Annotated in this window: 11 protein-coding genes; 3 read left to right on the top strand and 8 right to left on the bottom strand. The window is 42.6% G+C overall.

What is annotated here, in order from left to right:
- Window positions 1-24 precede the first annotated feature (24 nt).
- Complete coding sequence (locus tag L2672_RS05780; protein ID WP_248994887.1) at window positions 25-1,017, bottom strand: class 1 fructose-bisphosphatase; 993 nt, start codon at window positions 1,015-1,017, stop codon at window positions 25-27.
- A 168-nt stretch (window positions 1,018-1,185) separates the two neighbouring features.
- Between L2672_RS05780 and L2672_RS05775 the strand changes: the two genes are divergently transcribed.
- Window positions 1,186-3,507, top strand: coding sequence for a S9 family peptidase (locus L2672_RS05775; RefSeq protein ID WP_248994886.1), 2,322 nt, complete (start codon window positions 1,186-1,188; stop codon window positions 3,505-3,507).
- 46 nt (window positions 3,508-3,553) lie between these two features.
- Here L2672_RS05775 and L2672_RS05770 read toward each other — a convergent pair whose 3' ends face one another.
- The 7 genes from L2672_RS05770 to ilvC form a co-directional block, all read right to left on the bottom strand.
- Complete coding sequence (locus tag L2672_RS05770) at window positions 3,554-4,342, bottom strand: substrate-binding periplasmic protein (protein ID WP_248994885.1); 789 nt, start codon at window positions 4,340-4,342, stop codon at window positions 3,554-3,556.
- Between the two features lie 137 nt (window positions 4,343-4,479).
- Window positions 4,480-5,616, bottom strand: a complete 1,137-nt coding sequence (locus tag L2672_RS05765; RefSeq protein WP_248994884.1) for a pyridoxal-phosphate-dependent aminotransferase family protein — start codon at window positions 5,614-5,616, stop codon at window positions 4,480-4,482.
- A 151-nt stretch (window positions 5,617-5,767) separates the two neighbouring features.
- Window positions 5,768-7,330 (bottom strand): threonine ammonia-lyase, biosynthetic, encoded by a 1,563-nt coding sequence (gene ilvA, locus L2672_RS05760; RefSeq protein ID WP_248994883.1) that lies wholly within the window; start codon window positions 7,328-7,330, stop codon window positions 5,768-5,770.
- Window position 7,331: 1 nt separating this feature from the next.
- On the bottom strand, window positions 7,332-9,191 hold the full coding sequence (gene ilvD / locus L2672_RS05755; protein ID WP_248994882.1) for a dihydroxy-acid dehydratase: 1,860 nt from the start codon (window positions 9,189-9,191) through the stop codon (window positions 7,332-7,334).
- Window positions 9,192-9,263: 72 nt separating this feature from the next.
- Complete coding sequence (ilvM, locus tag L2672_RS05750; RefSeq protein ID WP_248994881.1) at window positions 9,264-9,521, bottom strand: acetolactate synthase 2 small subunit; 258 nt, start codon at window positions 9,519-9,521, stop codon at window positions 9,264-9,266.
- On the bottom strand, window positions 9,518-11,203 hold the full coding sequence (gene ilvG / locus L2672_RS05745; RefSeq protein ID WP_248994880.1) for an acetolactate synthase 2 catalytic subunit: 1,686 nt from the start codon (window positions 11,201-11,203) through the stop codon (window positions 9,518-9,520). Before ilvG ends, ilvM begins: the two co-directional genes overlap by 4 nt.
- 562 nt (window positions 11,204-11,765) lie before the next feature.
- Entirely contained in the window at window positions 11,766-13,250 is a 1,485-nt protein-coding gene (gene ilvC, locus L2672_RS05740; protein ID WP_248994879.1) for a ketol-acid reductoisomerase, read from the bottom strand.
- 200 nt (window positions 13,251-13,450) lie between these two features.
- On the opposite strand from ilvC, the gene ilvY reads away from it, so the two are divergent.
- Together ilvY and L2672_RS05730 are read left to right on the top strand one after the other, a co-directional pair.
- The gene (gene ilvY / locus L2672_RS05735; protein WP_248994878.1) at window positions 13,451-14,323 is read left to right on the top strand and encodes an HTH-type transcriptional activator IlvY; all 873 of its coding nucleotides are present in this window, start codon (window positions 13,451-13,453) and stop codon (window positions 14,321-14,323) included.
- A 162-nt stretch (window positions 14,324-14,485) separates the two neighbouring features.
- Window positions 14,486-16,012, top strand: a complete 1,527-nt coding sequence (locus L2672_RS05730) for a YifB family Mg chelatase-like AAA ATPase (RefSeq protein ID WP_248994877.1) — start codon at window positions 14,486-14,488, stop codon at window positions 16,010-16,012.
- Window positions 16,013-16,038: the final 26 nt, after the last annotated feature.

Here is a 16,038-nt window from a genome sequence, read left to right as displayed (position 1 = left end):
GTTTTCTAAATAATCACCTAATGATTAATCAATATTGGGCTCTTGGCTGTAATCTTCGCCGTGATAGCTCAAACACATATCCACTTCATTACGGCTACCTAAAATCACCGCCACACGCTGATGAATTTCAGAGGGTTGAATATCCATAATAGTTTCATAACCGGTAGACGCTTTACCGCCAGCTTGCTCAACCAAAAATGCCATTGGGTTGGCTTCATACATTAAACGTAATTTGAATGGTTTAGCCGGATTTTTGTTGTCAGTTGGGTACGTGAAAATACCGCCACGACATAATACGCGGTGAACATCGCCAACCATTGCGGCAATCCAGCGCATGTTGAATGATTGCTCGCGAGGGCCAATTTTACCCAGTAGTAAATCTGCAATATAAGTTTGCATTGGCGCTTCCCAAAAACGCTGGTTTGACATATTAATAGCAAACTCAGCGGTATCTGGGGTAATTTGTACATTGTCGTTGGTCAGTAAAAACTCTCCAGACTCAGGGTCTAAAGTGTAAAACTGGGTGCCTTGTCCCGTGGTTAACGCCATCATGGTTGAAGGACCATACAGCACATAACCTGCCGCCACTTGTTGGCGACCCGCTTGTAAAAAGCTTTGTTCGTTTAGCTCACCCTCTGGTGCAGGTAGCACAGAAAAAATGGTACCCACCAGCGAGTTAATATCAATATTTGAAGAGCCATCTAGTGGATCAAAACACACTAAATATTCACCTTGTGGGCTAACTTCAACCACATAATCTTCTTCTTCAGATGCTAAACCACGCACATTGCCTTCAGCCTTTAGGGCATCTTTAAGCATATCGTTAGTAATTACATCTAATTTCTTTTGTGTTTCACCTTGTACGTTTTCCTGCTCTGTTGCGCCTAATACGCCTGCTAACGCGCCATGACGAACTGCGCTGCTGATGGCTTTTGACGTATCAGCAAGAGAAAGAAGTAATTGCGCTAAAGAGTCTTTTACCGCTTGTGAGGTAAGGGTTTGTGCCAAAGTTTGCATGGTAATTCCTATGACAAATTTTAAGTTAAGGTCGTTGATTTTTTGAAGATTATAATTAGGGCAGATCATACCCTAGAACGGAGGAAATTTCAGCGCTAGTTGAGTCATTTTTGTTTTAAAGCAATTTCAGGCAAAATGAAGCGGAAAAGTCTCATTCAGGAAATAATAATGATAACGACATGGAAGCTAAAAGCAGGTGCAGTGGTTACTGCACTGCCACTTATGCTCGTAAGTTTTGCAACAACGGCAGCCGCTATGACAACACAAACAACAGCTCACAACAGCTCAAACCCAACGGTTTTTGATACCACTGGGCCATTAACAGGTTTATCAGGTGGCAACTTGCCATTGACCATTGAGCGTATTCACGCATCTCCGGCATTAGCAGGCTCAAGCCCTAGAGGGCTGAGTTTGTCACCAGATGGTAGTCGAGTCACTTATTTAGCAGGTCGAGATGATAACCAAAGCTTTTATGATTTATGGCAAATGGATATCGCTACAGGTCAGCGCAGCCGTTTAATTGATGCCGACCAACTTGCCAGCGCAGAACTGTCCGATGAAGAAAAAGCCCGTCGTGAGCGTCAACGTATTTACGGCCAAGGCATTATGGAATATTTTTGGGCTGAAGATAGTCAGTCGATTCTTATTCCCGCATCTGGGCAATTATATATTTATCAAGTTAGCAATAATAAAGTCATTCCATTAGACACTGGATCAGGTTTTGTTACCGACGCCCGCCTATCGCCGAAGGCTAATTTTGTATCGTTTGTTCGTGAGCAGAATTTATATGTGTTGTCGCTAGCCAATCAAAAAGTGACTCAGTTAACTCACGATGGTAAAGGCCCGATTAAAAATGCCATGGCCGAATTTGTCGCCCAAGAAGAAATGGATCGTATGACGGGTTATTGGTGGTCTCCAGATGAGTCACATATTGCTTTCACGCGTATCGATGAGTCCGGTGTTGAACTCGTAACCCGTAATGAAATTTATGCCGACGGCATTAAATTAACTGAGCAGCGTTATCCTTATGCTGGCAAGCCTAATGTAGAAATTGAACTTGGGGTCATTTCCTTAGCGGGTAATAAAACTCAATGGATTGATTTAGGGGCAGAAAAAGATATTTATTTGCCGCGAGTAAAATGGTTGCCAGACAGTAAACATTTATCATATCAATGGCAAAGCCGCGATCAACAAGCCCTTGATTTACGCATAGTCAATATTGAGCAGCCTAGCAAATCAACCACAGTGATTACCGAACGCAGCAAAGCTTGGGTAAATTTACATGATGATTTACAGTTTTTAAAACAACAATCATTTATTTGGGCATCTGAACGTGATGGGTTTAACCACCTCTATTTATTCGATTTACAAGGCAAACTACTGCGCCAATTAACTCAAGGTGACTGGGTTGTTGATCACTTAGAGTATATTGATGAAGCTAACGGCTATGTGTATTTCACTGGCCGTAAAGACAGCGTGGTTGAACGTCATTTGTATCGCGTAAGCTTGAATGAAGGTGCTAGCAGCATACAACTTATTAGTCAGCGCTCAGGAATGCACAAGAGTGTTTTTGCCGACAATAAGCCAGTGTATTTAGATTATTTCAGCAGCTTACAACAGCCACCTCAAATCAGTTTGCACGATGCATCTGGCAAGCACCTTGCTTGGGTTGAGCAAAATGAAGTTAATTCAGACCATCCGTTATTTGCTTACGCTAAACAATGGCAAATGCCACAATTTGGCCACTTAAAAGCTGACGATGGGCAAACATTACAGTATCGATTATTTAAACCAACCACTTTTGATAGCAAGCAAAAATATCCTGTAGTTGTTCGGGTTTATGGCGGCCCACATGCGCAAACTGTAGTGAATGCCTGGAGCGAAGCTGACTATTTTACTCAGTATCTTTTGCAACAAGACTATGTGGTATTTCAGTTAGATAACCGTGGCTCAGCTTACCGAGGCACTCAGTTTGAACATGTGATTTATCAAAATATGGGCGATGCTGAAGTACGTGACCAAAAAGCAGGGGTAGATTACTTGCGCACCCTGCCTTTTGTTGATGGAGATAATATTGCCATTTATGGCCATAGTTATGGTGGGTATATGGCTTTGATGAGCCAATTCAAAGCGCCTGACTATTTTAAAGCTGCCATTTCTGGCGCACCTGTCACTGATTGGCGCTTGTATGATACTCACTACACAGAGCGCTACATGGGTAACCCTGAAACAAATAAACAAGGTTACGATAAAGCCAGTATTATGCCTTACGTAAAAAACTATCAGTCGGGCTTATTGATGTACCACGGTATGGCTGACGACAATGTGTTATTTGAAAATAGCACCCGCATCTATAAGGCGTTACAAGATGAAGGTAAGCTATTTCAGATGATGGACTATCCTGGGTCGAAACACTCGATGCGCGGTGAGAAAGTTCGCAATCATTTATATAAATCATTAGCGGCTTTTTTAGATAGTCAATTGAAGTAGTGATTGGCAAGCAACTACCAACAACCCCTTGGTTAAATTCAGGGGGTTATTGGTAAGCATCGGTTAAATATTGCTGCTCAATTTGTTGATAAATGCCATTGGCACGAATATTTTTAAGACCTGCATTAAAGGCATTTTTTAATGCTAAATCATGAAAGCTTAGGTAGTAATCAGGGCCATTGAATAATTTATGAAAGTGTAATCGCTCAGTCACATCTACATCTCGTGTAATTAATTTATTCAAATCTTGAAAAATGTATCGGTCCGCAATCACCACCTGAACTCGATTCATATAAAGCATCTTATTTTGTTTTTCTTGTGGTGAAACTTCAAGGTAAGCATCATTGCTGGCAGCCATCTTTTTAAAATCTTCGCCCAATACTTTCACAGCATTTAAAAAAGCCACCACGCTATAATGTTGTAGATCGGAAATATTGCTAAATTGAATGTCATTTTTAGCCAAAGTAATCGCCATATTATGATAGCTAATATAAGAATCAGACAGGTATCCTGACACCCCACTGTATTCATTGATGGTCATAATGGCGTCAGCTTTATTTCGTTCGAAATGAAGCACCTGACGGTTACGGGATGAGAATTGAAACTCAACCTCAATTCCCTGATCGGCCAATGCGGCACGAATGATATCTAATTCTAAACCTGATTGATCATGTTGATAAATATAAGGGGAACGTTCTGTTGCTGATGCAATACGAAGAACTTGTTTGCTCTCCACTGACTGAGCAAACGCTTTATTTTCAGTGGTTATAGTGAATACCAATAAACACGTTATTACGATGATAAGAAGTGGATAACTGAACCATTGAGCCCGCATTGAATTAACCTAGCCTATTGTTATTTTTTTGTTACTAAACAAGCATAGCGTTAAAACTCTATTCTAATCAAGTGACATTACAAATACAGGTGCTTGAAGCACCTGTATTTGTATACTATTGAACATTGAGTGAATATTTAGCTTAATACATCCTCTAATGCTTTTAAGCAAAGGGCGACATTTTCACGTCGAGCGCCAAAGCCCATTAAACCAATACGCCATGCTTTACCCGCCAATGCACCTAAACCTGCACCAATTTCTAAATTATATTGCTGTAATAGTTGACTGCGTATAGCAGCATCATCTGCCCCTTGTGGAATGTAAACAGCATTTAACTGCGGTAAGCGTGACGCTTCATCTACTACAAAAGTTAGCCCTAACTTAGTCAAACCTTCACGCAGTAATAAATGCATGTTTTTATGACGAGCCCACGCATTTTCTAGGCCTTCATTGGCTAATAAACGTAATGATTCATGCAAGGCATATAAGGCATTAACAGGTGCAGTGTGATGATAACTGCGCTTGCCACCGTTAGCATTACCCCAATATCCCATGACTAAAGTTTGATCTAAGAACCAACTTTGCACCGGCGTTTGACGGTTTTTAAGTTTCTCTACCGCTTTATCTGAAAACGAAACCGGCGATAAACCAGGCACACAAGACAAACACTTTTGACTACCTGAATAAATGGCATCAATTCCCCAGTCATCAACACGAAGCTCAACACCACCCAACGAGGTAACAGCATCCACAATGGTTAAACAATCATGTGACTGCGCTAAAGCACATAACGCTTTAGCGTCTGATAACGCCCCTGTTGAGGTTTCGGCATGAACAAAAGCTAAAAACTTGGCATCAGGATTGTCAGTTAATGCTTGAGCCACCTTTTGTGGACAGACTGGTTCGCCCCATTCGTTGTCTACCACAACGGCAACGCCACCAACACGTTCTACGTTCTGGCGCATACGCTCACCAAATACACCATTGCGACACACAATCACCTTTTCACCAGGCTCAACAAGGTTCACAAAACACGTTTCCATCCCAGCACTGCCTGGGGCAGAAACCGCTAAGGTCATTTCATTTTTAGTTTGAAACGCATATTGAATCAGTTGCTTTAACTCATCCATCATGTTGACAAAAAGCGGGTCTAAGTGACCGATGGTCGGTCTAGCTTGTGCGGCTAATACATCAGGATAAACATCAGATGGACCTGGGCCCATTAAAATTCGACGTGGAGGGTTAAAAGCGGAAATTTGCGGTACGGGCAACATCAATGTCTCCTTAATTTCTATCGTCTAGATAGTGATATTCGAAAAATTTACCCTACATAAAAAATACAACCTATACCAACGAGTATACTCTCGTTTTTGGCATCACAGTACGTTATCACATTGGCCACAAAAGGCACCAATGCAATACTGATTATTTGTTGGAATTCAAAAATAATTGATAAGCTGGACTTTGCGTTTCTTCTTGGTACACAAACCCTAGCTCAGTTAAGAATGCTCCAAACGCTTCTTTATCACTTGCGGGAACTTCAAACCCCGCTAATACTCGGCCAAAAGCTGCACCATGATTGCGATAATGGAACAAGCTGATATTCCACTGGCTTTGCAAGGTCGTTAAAAACTTCAATAACGCTCCTGGGTGCTCTGGAAATTCAAAACTAAATAACCGCTCTTCTAATGGCTCAAGCGGATGCCCACCTACCATATATCGAACATGTAATTTTGCCGTTTCGTCATTAGATAAGTCTTGTACTTCAAACCCTTCTGATTCTAATGTGGCAATAATACTGAGTAACTCTGTTTGGCCGCCGGTTAACCGAATACCCGCAAACACCACCGCAATATCACGGCTGCTAAAACGGTAATTAAATTCGGTCATGGCGCGCTTTTCAAGCAGCTCACAAAAACGTAAAAAGCTACCCGGTTTTTCAGGCACTTTTACCGCTAACACCGCTTCTTTTTGTTCACCTAACTCACAACGTTCAGACACATAACGCAAACTATGAAAATTCACGTTAGCACCACTTAAAATAGCCGCCACTTTCACTGGCTTATTAGCGTCATCTTGATGGCTGAGCATATACTTTTTCAATCCTGCAGCTGATAATGCCCCAGCAGGCTCGGCAATAGCGCGGGTATCTTCAAAAATATCTTTTACTGCAGCGCAAATTTCATCTGAGGTGACCGTAACAACTTCATCGACATATTCTCTAGCCAAACGAAATGGCTCTTCTCCAATGCGTTTTACCGCCACACCGTCGGCAAATAGCCCCACTTGAGCTAATGTCACTGGCTCGTCAGCCTCTAATGCTGCTTTTAAACATGCGGCGTCTTCAGGTTCAACACCAATAATTTTAACCTGTGGCATTACCGCTTTATAGTAAGCTGCAATACCGGCAATTAACCCGCCACCGCCAACAGGAACAAAGACCACGTCTAAATCGCGTTGTTGTTGCAGCATTTCTTGAGCGATGGTGCCTTGTCCGGCAATCACCGCTTCATCATCAAACGGCGCGATATAAACCCGCCCCTCAGTTTCAGACAATGACTTTGCATAATCGTTTGCTTGGTCAAAGGCCTGGCCATGTAAGACTACCGTGCCACCTAAACGCTTAACGGCATCGACTTTAATATCTGGTGTGGTACTTGGCATCACGATAACGGCATTAATGCCTCGGCTAGCAGCAGACATCGCCACACCTTGAGCATGGTTACCTGCTGATGCACAGACGACACCACACTGGCATTGTTCGGGAGTTAACTCGGCAATACGGTTATAGGCACCACGCAACTTGAATGAGTGCACCGGCTGCATATCTTCACGTTTTAAAAACACATCTGCACCTAGGCGAGCAGACAATTTTTTCATTGAAGATAACGGCGTCACTTTGGCAACGTCATACACTGACGATAATAAGATTTTTTGCAAATAGTAATGCGCTAAATCTAACTGAGTTTGTGATGCTAACGCTAACATACTACCCCTCCAATTTACTGCGATCGCGTACAGCACCTTTGTCGGCACTGGTCGCAAGCATGGCGTAGGCTTTCAGAGCCAATGACACATAACGTTCACGGGCAACCGGTTTCCAACCTAAAACCCCTTTAGCATTCATTGCATCTCGGCGCGTTGCCAATACTTCATCACTCACATTCAGCTGAATACTGCGATTTGGAATATCAATGGCAATTTGATCGCCATTTTCAATGAGTGCAATCGTGCCGCCTGAAGCCGCTTCTGGAGAAATATGTCCAATTGATAAACCTGAAGTACCACCAGAAAAACGGCCATCGGTGATCAACGCACACTTAGTCCCTAGCCCACGAGATTTTAAATAAGTGGTTGGGTAAAGCATTTCTTGCATACCTGGGCCACCTTTAGGGCCTTCATAACGAATCACCACCACATCGCCGGCAACCACTTCACCACCGAGAATACCTGCAACCGCATCATCTTGGCTTTCATAAATTCTGGCAGAGCCTACAAAGGTTAAGTTAGATTCATCAACCCCAGCGGTTTTAACAATACAGCCATTTTCAGCTACATTACCTGCTAGTACCGCTAGGCCACCTTCTTGGCTAAAGGCAAATTCACGGGTACGGATGCAGCCATTTTCACGGTCATCATCTACACTGTCCCAACGACAGTCTTGGCTGAAGGCTTTTTGAGTTGGAATACCCGCTGGGCCAGCACTAAAGAATTTTTTAACCTGTGGATCAGCGGTTTGTTTAATATCATATTGAGCTAATACAGATTTCAAATCACCGCCGTCATCTGCCGCGACATGGGGGACGTCATTGTGTAATAGTCCGGCGCGGTCAAGCTCACCTAAAATGCCCATTACACCACCGGCACGGTGAACGTCTTCCATATGATATTTAGGCGTTGAAGGGGCCACTTTACATAAATGCGGAACTTGGCGAGACATACGGTCAATATCGGCCATGGTGAAGTCAACTTCGGCTTCTTGAGCTGCTGCCAATAAATGCAATACTGTGTTAGACGAACCACCCATGGCAATATCTAACGCCATCGCATTTTCAAACGCTTTAAAAGAGGCAATATTGCGTGGTAAAGCCGTTTCATCGTCATGCTTATAGTAACGTTCAGCTAGCTTCATTACCCGTCGACCGGCTTCTAAAAACAGTTCACGACGATCAGCATGAGTGGCTAACATTGAACCATTACCCGGTAGTGATAAGCCTAATGCTTCGGTTAAACAGTTCATTGAGTTAGCGGTAAACATTCCTGAACAAGAACCACACGTAGGACAAGCACTACGCTCAATTTGTTTACTGTCTTCATCACTCACATTGGTGTCTGCACCGGCTACCATTGCATCCACCAGATCAAGTTTGATCAATTGATCTGACAGCTTCGTTTTACCCGCTTCCATTGGGCCACCAGACACAAATACCACTGGAATATTCAGTCTTAACGCCGCCATTAACATACCAGGAGTAATTTTGTCGCAATTAGAAATACACACTAATGCATCGGCGCAATGGGCATTAACCATGTACTCAACGCTATCTGCAATCAGCTCGCGTGAAGGGAGGCTATACAGCATTCCACCGTGTCCCATCGCAATGCCGTCATCTACCGCAATGGTATTAAATTCTTTTGCAATGCCACCCGCTTCTTCAATGGCACTGGCCACTAAAGACCCCATGTCTTTTAAATGAACATGACCGGGAACAAACTGCGTAAATGAGTTAGCAATGGCGATGATTGGTTTACCAAAATCATTTTCTTTTACCCCTGTAGCACGCCAAAGCGCACGTGCGCCTGCCATGTTGCGGCCTTCGGTACTGGTTGCTGAACGTAATTTTGGCATGGATTGATTCCTTGTTTAATTCTGTATTCTTACGGCAATATTTTTACAGCATAACGGCAAATTCATCTGCCATTATGCATTAACGGTTTTATCTAATTGATTGTTAGGTAACACTTTACACTGTGTCACATCAATAAGCTTAACTAATTGGTTAGTTAATAGCTCAATAGCTCTTTCTGCTTCTACCATTAAGCTAATGGCAATACTGGCATCATTGTTGGTCAGCATTTGCATTTGAGTGACTTTAAAGCCTCGGTGACGCGTCACCCGTAAAACACGCTCTAATACTTCTGGACATGGTTTTACGATTATTTCTAAATTATGCATCATGTTTGCTTCTCCATTTGATCCATCATATCGCTGTTACTTGCCCCTGGCGGGACTAATGGCCATACGTTAAAGGCATCATCTATGGCTACGTGCAACATATAAGGGCCTGGCGCATTTAACATTTCATCTAAAGCTTGTTCAACTTCATCTGCTTGAGTAATGGTTTTACCGGGAATATCAAAGGCGGATGCCATTAATATAAAGTTTGGATTATCTGACAAATCAGTTTCGCTATAGCGTTCTTCAAAAAACAATTGTTGCCACTGCTTAACCATGCCTAGCTTTTGGTTATCTACTAACAGAATTTTTACGGGTAACTTTTTACGTTTGATAGTGGTTAGCTCTTGAACATTCATCATAAAAGAACCATCACCTGACACCGCAACCACAGTTGCGTTAGGTCTGGCTATTTGCGCGCCTATAGCGGCGGGCAAACCAAAACCCATAGTGCCTAAGCCCGCACTGGATAAGTGATCTTCTGGGCGTCTAAACCACATATGTTGCGCTACCCACATTTGGTGCTGACCAACATCACAACTCACAACGCTATCTTCTGGTAACTTGTTTGCTAAACGACGTAGCATGGCTGGGGCAAAAATCAACTTACCGGGGTGGTTATAATCCCAACGGTGCTCTACTTCCATTGCGCTTACTTTGTTTACCCATGAATCGATATTCAGTTGCCCGGCAACCGCTTCAGTTAAATGAGGTAATACACATTGCAATTCAGCAGCAATAGCAACATCCGGTTGTCGAAGTTTACCCAGTTCTGCAGCATCAATATCTAAATGCAATACTTTGGCATTGCTGGCAAAACTGGCTAAGCGGCCAGTGACTCGGTCGTCAAACCTTGCGCCAACCACAATTAATAAATCACATTCTTGTACTGCCAAATTAGCGGCTTTACCGCCGTGCATACCCAGCATGCCTAAATAACCTGGGGTATCATGAGCAATTGAACCAAGGCCTTTTAGGGTTGCTACGGAAGGAACTTGAGTTTGGCGGATAAACTCACGTAAATGCGCAACCGCCCCACCCATGCCTACGCCACCACCAACATACAGCATGGGTTTCTTTGAAGCTTTAAGCAATTCAACGGCTGCAACAAGATCGGCTGAGTCAGCTTGTAACTCTTCAGTCACCGATTGCAGCGGGGTTTTATATTCAAGCTCACTGATTTGAATGTCTTTAGGGATATCAACTAATACCGGCCCAGGACGACCTGAAGCGGCAATTTCAAACGCACGATATAAGGTCGGGATCAGCTCATTGATGTCTGTCACCATAAAGCTGTGCTTAGTGCAGGATAATGACATGCCTAATACATCGATTTCTTGAAAGGCATCCGTTCCAATAACACTGGTAGACACTTGACCTGTAATGGCAACTAACGGGACTGAATCTAATAACGCATCCGCTAACGAGGTGATTAAGTTAGTCGCTCCTGGGCCTGAAGTCGCAAAACACACTCCGGTTTTACCACTTGCCCTTGCATAACCCACCGCAGCAAAAGCGGCACCTTGTTCATGGCGGCTTAATAGATGCTCTACTGGACTTCCATATAAGGCATCATAAATTGGCATAATTGCACCACCTGGGTATCCAAATACCGTGGTCACGCCATGTGCTGCTAGCACTTTTATGACGGCGTCTGCGCCTCTTATTTTTTGCCCTACTTCCATAGTGTGTTCTCTATTTTGTTAATAACTTAAGACGATGTATCGGTGAATATATAACCCTAAAACAAAAAACCCCCGGTCCTTTCGGAGCGGGGGTTTTGATAATATTTGACACTTAGGTCAGACGTTTTACCAAATTCAGCCCCCGCTGTGACTTAATAATCACTACGGTAATAATTTCAATAATGAGTAAGGCGACTTGGTTAAACATATAAAGTATCTGAAATCCTAAAAGTATTAATTCTTAAATGTGTTCGGTGCTTGTTGTATCGCGTTTCAATGACTATAACGCTTCAAGACAACCCATTGATATCATACAAACCAAAACCAACACAAGTAAAAAACCGTTCTGTAAAAAAAATTCAGCTTCCCTGCCGAGACAATGCAAACAACAAACTAAAACTTTGAGCTGATAATCGCATCAGCTTATTTAAATTTGCTAGCCAACAATTGTATTATTGTTGGCTGGTAGATGCCTGTCCGACAACGTGTGGGTTAATACTTAACCCTAACTGAACAGGTACTTCATCAGTACATTTTTACAAAACAATATCGAACCAATCAATTATTGACCCGCTTCAACAATACTTTTCATGTCGGTCATATAACCACGAAGCTCTGCACCAACAAACTCAACATCGGTATTGCGAATCGCTTCATTAACTTCAATTAAACGTAGGTTATCAACACCGTTAGAACCTGACGCTAGGCCTTTACCTAAAAACTCAGGTGACATGTTTTTAACGTAATCACGTAATAGAGGCACTGCAGCGTGGTTAAATAAGTAACAACCATATTCAGCGGTATCTGAAATAACCACGTTCATTTCATATAAACGCTTACGTGCAATGGTATTAGCAATTAATGGCGTTTCATGAAGTGACTCATAATAAGCTGACTCTTCAACAATACCCGCAGCAACCATAGTGTCGAAGGCAAGTTCTACACCTGCTTTGATCATGGCAACTAAGAAAATACCTTTATCAAAGTAGGTTTGCTCATCAATGTGCTCATCTGAAACAGGCGCATTTTCAAATGCGGTTTCGTTAGTTTCTGCACGCCAGCGTAGTAAGTTCGCGTCATCGTTAGCCCAGTCTGCCATCATGGTGCTCGAAAACTCACCGCTGATGATGTCATCCATGTGTTTTTCAAATAGTGGTGCAAGAATCTCTTTTAACTCTTCAGCCATATCAAAGGCTTTAATTTTGGCAGGGTTTGATAAGCGATCCATCATGTTGGTAATACCACCATGCTTCAATGCTTCAGTCACGGTTTCCCAACCTTGCTGAATAAGCTTAGCGGCATAACCAGGCTCTACACCGTCAGCCACCATTTTTTCATAACCTAAGATGGCGCCAGTTTGTAACATACCGCACAAAATGGTTTGCTCACCCATTAAGTCAGACTTAACTTCAGCAATGAATGAAGAAAGTAAAACACCTGCACGGTCGCCACCAGTAGCACTGGCATAGGCTTTAGCAATATCAAGGCCATCACCGTTTGGATCATTTTCAGGGTGAACCGCAATCAATGTTGGTACACCAAAGCCACGTTTATACTCTTCACGTACTTCAGTACCAGGACATTTAGGGGCAACCATAACAACCGTAATATCAGGGCGAACTTGCATACCTTCTTCAACGATATTAAAACCATGAGAGTAAGATAATGTTGCGCCTTGCTTCATTAGCGGCATAACCGTGTTAACAACATTAGTATGCTGTTTATCAGGCGTAAGGTTTAATACTAAGTCAGCATTAGGAATTAATTCTTCGAAAGTACCAACAGCAAAACCGTTGTCAGTCGCTTTTTTCCATGAGGCACGTTTTTCTGCAATCGCTGCTGGACGTAAAGCAAAAGAAATATTTAATCCAGAATCGCGCATGTTAAGGCCTTGGTTTAACCCTTGGGCACCACAACCTAAAATAACAATGTTCCAGTCTTTAATGTAGCTACAACCGTCGGTAAATTCACTACGGTCCATAAAGCGGCATTGAGCTAATTGAGATAATTGTTGACGTAAATTCAGAGAGTTAAAATAGTTAGCCATCTGATACCACCTATAAAATTCAAGATATTTGGGACGCAACATTCTGATTCATAAAACCCTCAGAAGTTGTGATTAAGTTCACTATAACTGAAGCATTTGATTGCTTAAAATGATATATTTGGCATTTGTTGTTGCGTATTATGAAATGATATAATTTGCTACACAGAACTATTACAAAAACCCAATATAGCTGAGACGTTATGGACATTAGGTCGTTAAAACTTTACCTGCATTTATGCGATAGTTTACATTTTGCAAAAACCGCAGAACAAACTTATGTCAGCCCTTCGACACTGAGCCGAGCAATGCAAAGGCTTGAAGAAGAAGTGGGCTGTAAATTACTTGAGCGAGACAATAGAAGTGTCAGCCTAACCCATGCCGGCAATGAATTTAAACGCTTTGCAGAGCAAACCTTGTCAGAGTGGACCCAACTAAAACATCGTATTGACCCACATCAAAACGTGTTACGTGGCTGCTTAAATATCTATTGTTCAGTCACTGCGGCCTATAGTCACTTACCTGCTTTATTAGATAGGTTCAGACGAGAACACCCCCATGTAGAAATTAACTTAACTACTGGTGACCCAGCCAATGCAATGAACGAAGTTCAGCAAAATAAAGCTGACATTGCCATTATGGCGTTACCTGATTCATTATCTTCCAGCCTGCACTTTCGTAAAATTGACCATGTACCATTATCAATTATTGCGCCGACGATGCCTTGTCAGGTTCAGCAAATGGTTACCGACACGCCTATTGCTTGGGAAACTCTACCCTTTATTGTGCCAGACCACGGCCCAGGCAGACGAAGAGTAGATGACTGGTTCAAAAAAATGGGCTTTAAACCTAATATTTACGCACAGGTTTCAGGTCAAGAAGCGATTGCTTCAATGGTGGCGTTGGGCTGTGGAGTAGGTATAAGTCCTGAAGTAGTCATTCAAAACAGTCCTGTTAGAGGCCGTATTCAAATGATTGCCTCTCCCATTGAAATCCCTGGGTTTGAACTCGGTTGTTGTTGTAAGGAAAAACGCAGTACCGACCCATTAATTAGCGCCTTTTTAGAAGTGTTATAGCGATATAACTGCCATTCAACCTAAATTTTGCTTAATTATTGCACTAGGCATTCATGCTATTAAACATGATACTGCTTAGTGCAGCTTCGTTACGTTTGGGTAGACATGAGCCATTCATGGATATCAGGATGAGTACATTAAGCAACATCAAAAGGACTTGTTATGGCTATCGCCTGTATAAATACCCGTGCCAGCTGTGGTGTCGAAGCCCCTATTGTGACGGTAGAAGTTCACTTAAGTAATGGCTTACCGGCATTTAATTTAGTGGGATTACCCGAAACCTCGGTAAAAGAAGCTAAAGAACGTGTTCGCAGTGCATTAATTAATGCCGGCTTTGAAGTACCTCAACGCAGAATCACCATTAATCTGGCGCCGGCAGATCTCCCTAAGCAAGGAGGCCGTTATGATTTACCGATCGCCATCGGTATTCTTGCGGCGTCAGAACAAATTCCCACCCAACATTTACATCAATTTGAATTTATTGGTGAATTAGCATTATCAGGGCAAGTTAGAGCTTGCAGTGGCATTTTACCGGCGATTATTGCCGCAAAAAATCAGCATCATCATGTGTTTATGCCTATAGAAAACCGCTACGAGGCGGAGTTAGTCGATTACCAACAATGCTATTTTGTCGCCCATTTACAACATTTAGTCGCGTTTTTACATGGCCAATCACAATTACCCCAGCTTGATAATCTGCCCGAATGGATTGATGACTCTCCACCCATAGATGAAAATGCTTTATGCATGAGTGAGGTTATCGGCCAACATCAAGCCAAACAAGCATTAGAAATTGCTGCAGCTGGAGGCCACAATTTACTCATGCTTGGCCCCCCAGGAACAGGTAAGTCAATGTTGGCTAATCGCATTATTCCATTGATGCCTCAATTAACTTATGAAGAAGCCATTGAAGTCGCCGCCATTCATTCTGTTGCAGGGTTAACCATTAAACCCAATGCTTTTTTAAAGCGGCCTTTTCGCTCTCCCCATCACACTTGTTCATCTATTTCACTTGTTGGCGGAGGAAGCCAGCCTAAACCTGGGGAAATTTCATTAGCCCATAGAGGCATTTTATTTTTAGATGAAATAGCCGAGTTTCCTCGCAAAGTATTAGATTGTTTACGTGAGCCGATGGAAACAGGCGAAGTCATTATCTCGCGCGCTGCCGCCAAATTAACCTTTTCTAGCCGCTTTCAATTAATTGCTGCCATGAACCCAAGCCCATGTGGAGACACCGAACATGCACGTTCAACTCCCGACCAAATTAATCGATACCTTTCAAGATTATCAGGGCCTTTTTTAGATAGATTCGATTTAACCATAGATGTACCCAAGCTCCCTTCTGGCGCATTAACTCAACAAACCGTCACATCAGAAAGTAGCGCCACTATCGCTAAAAGAGTTAATGCTGCCCGAGACATTCAACGACAGCGCAATGGCTGTTTAAACAGTGAGTTAAGCCCCAAAAAGCTCAACCTTTACAGCGGGATTAGTCAACAAGACTTACTGTTTTTAGAACAAAGCGTCACTCAATTAGGGTTATCAGTGCGCAGTTTTCACCGTATTCAACGAGTTGCAAGAACCATCGCCGACTTACAATGCAGCCAACTTACTGAACGAAAACATATCGCTCAAGCCTTAGGTTATCGTGCAATGGACAGACTTTTAGCCAGTTTGAACCGTCAATAATTAAGAAAAAAAACACTACTGATTGA

This window comes from Shewanella gaetbuli, from assembly GCF_023284065.1.
GTDB lineage: Bacteria > Pseudomonadota > Gammaproteobacteria > Enterobacterales > Shewanellaceae > Shewanella > Shewanella gaetbuli.
This window is presented reverse-complemented; position numbering and strand designations above follow the sequence as displayed.

Coding starts and splice junctions, on each gene's coding strand:
- L2672_RS05770 (WP_248994885.1), bottom strand. CDS start 4,342: ATGCGGGCTCAATGGTTCAGTTATCCACTTCTTATCATCGTAATAACG.
- ilvY (WP_248994878.1), top strand. CDS start 13,451: ATGGACATTAGGTCGTTAAAACTTTACCTGCATTTATGCGATAGTTTA.
- L2672_RS05780 (WP_248994887.1), bottom strand. CDS start 1,017: ATGCAAACTTTGGCACAAACCCTTACCTCACAAGCGGTAAAAGACTCT.
- ilvM (WP_248994881.1), bottom strand. CDS start 9,521: ATGATGCATAATTTAGAAATAATCGTAAAACCATGTCCAGAAGTATTA.
- ilvC (WP_248994879.1), bottom strand. CDS start 13,250: ATGGCTAACTATTTTAACTCTCTGAATTTACGTCAACAATTATCTCAA.
- L2672_RS05730 (WP_248994877.1), top strand. CDS start 14,486: ATGGCTATCGCCTGTATAAATACCCGTGCCAGCTGTGGTGTCGAAGCC.
- L2672_RS05775 (WP_248994886.1), top strand. CDS start 1,186: ATGATAACGACATGGAAGCTAAAAGCAGGTGCAGTGGTTACTGCACTG.
- ilvG (WP_248994880.1), bottom strand. CDS start 11,203: ATGGAAGTAGGGCAAAAAATAAGAGGCGCAGACGCCGTCATAAAAGTG.
- ilvD (WP_248994882.1), bottom strand. CDS start 9,191: ATGCCAAAATTACGTTCAGCAACCAGTACCGAAGGCCGCAACATGGCA.
- L2672_RS05765 (WP_248994884.1), bottom strand. CDS start 5,616: ATGTTGCCCGTACCGCAAATTTCCGCTTTTAACCCTCCACGTCGAATT.
- ilvA (WP_248994883.1), bottom strand. CDS start 7,330: ATGTTAGCGTTAGCATCACAAACTCAGTTAGATTTAGCGCATTACTAT.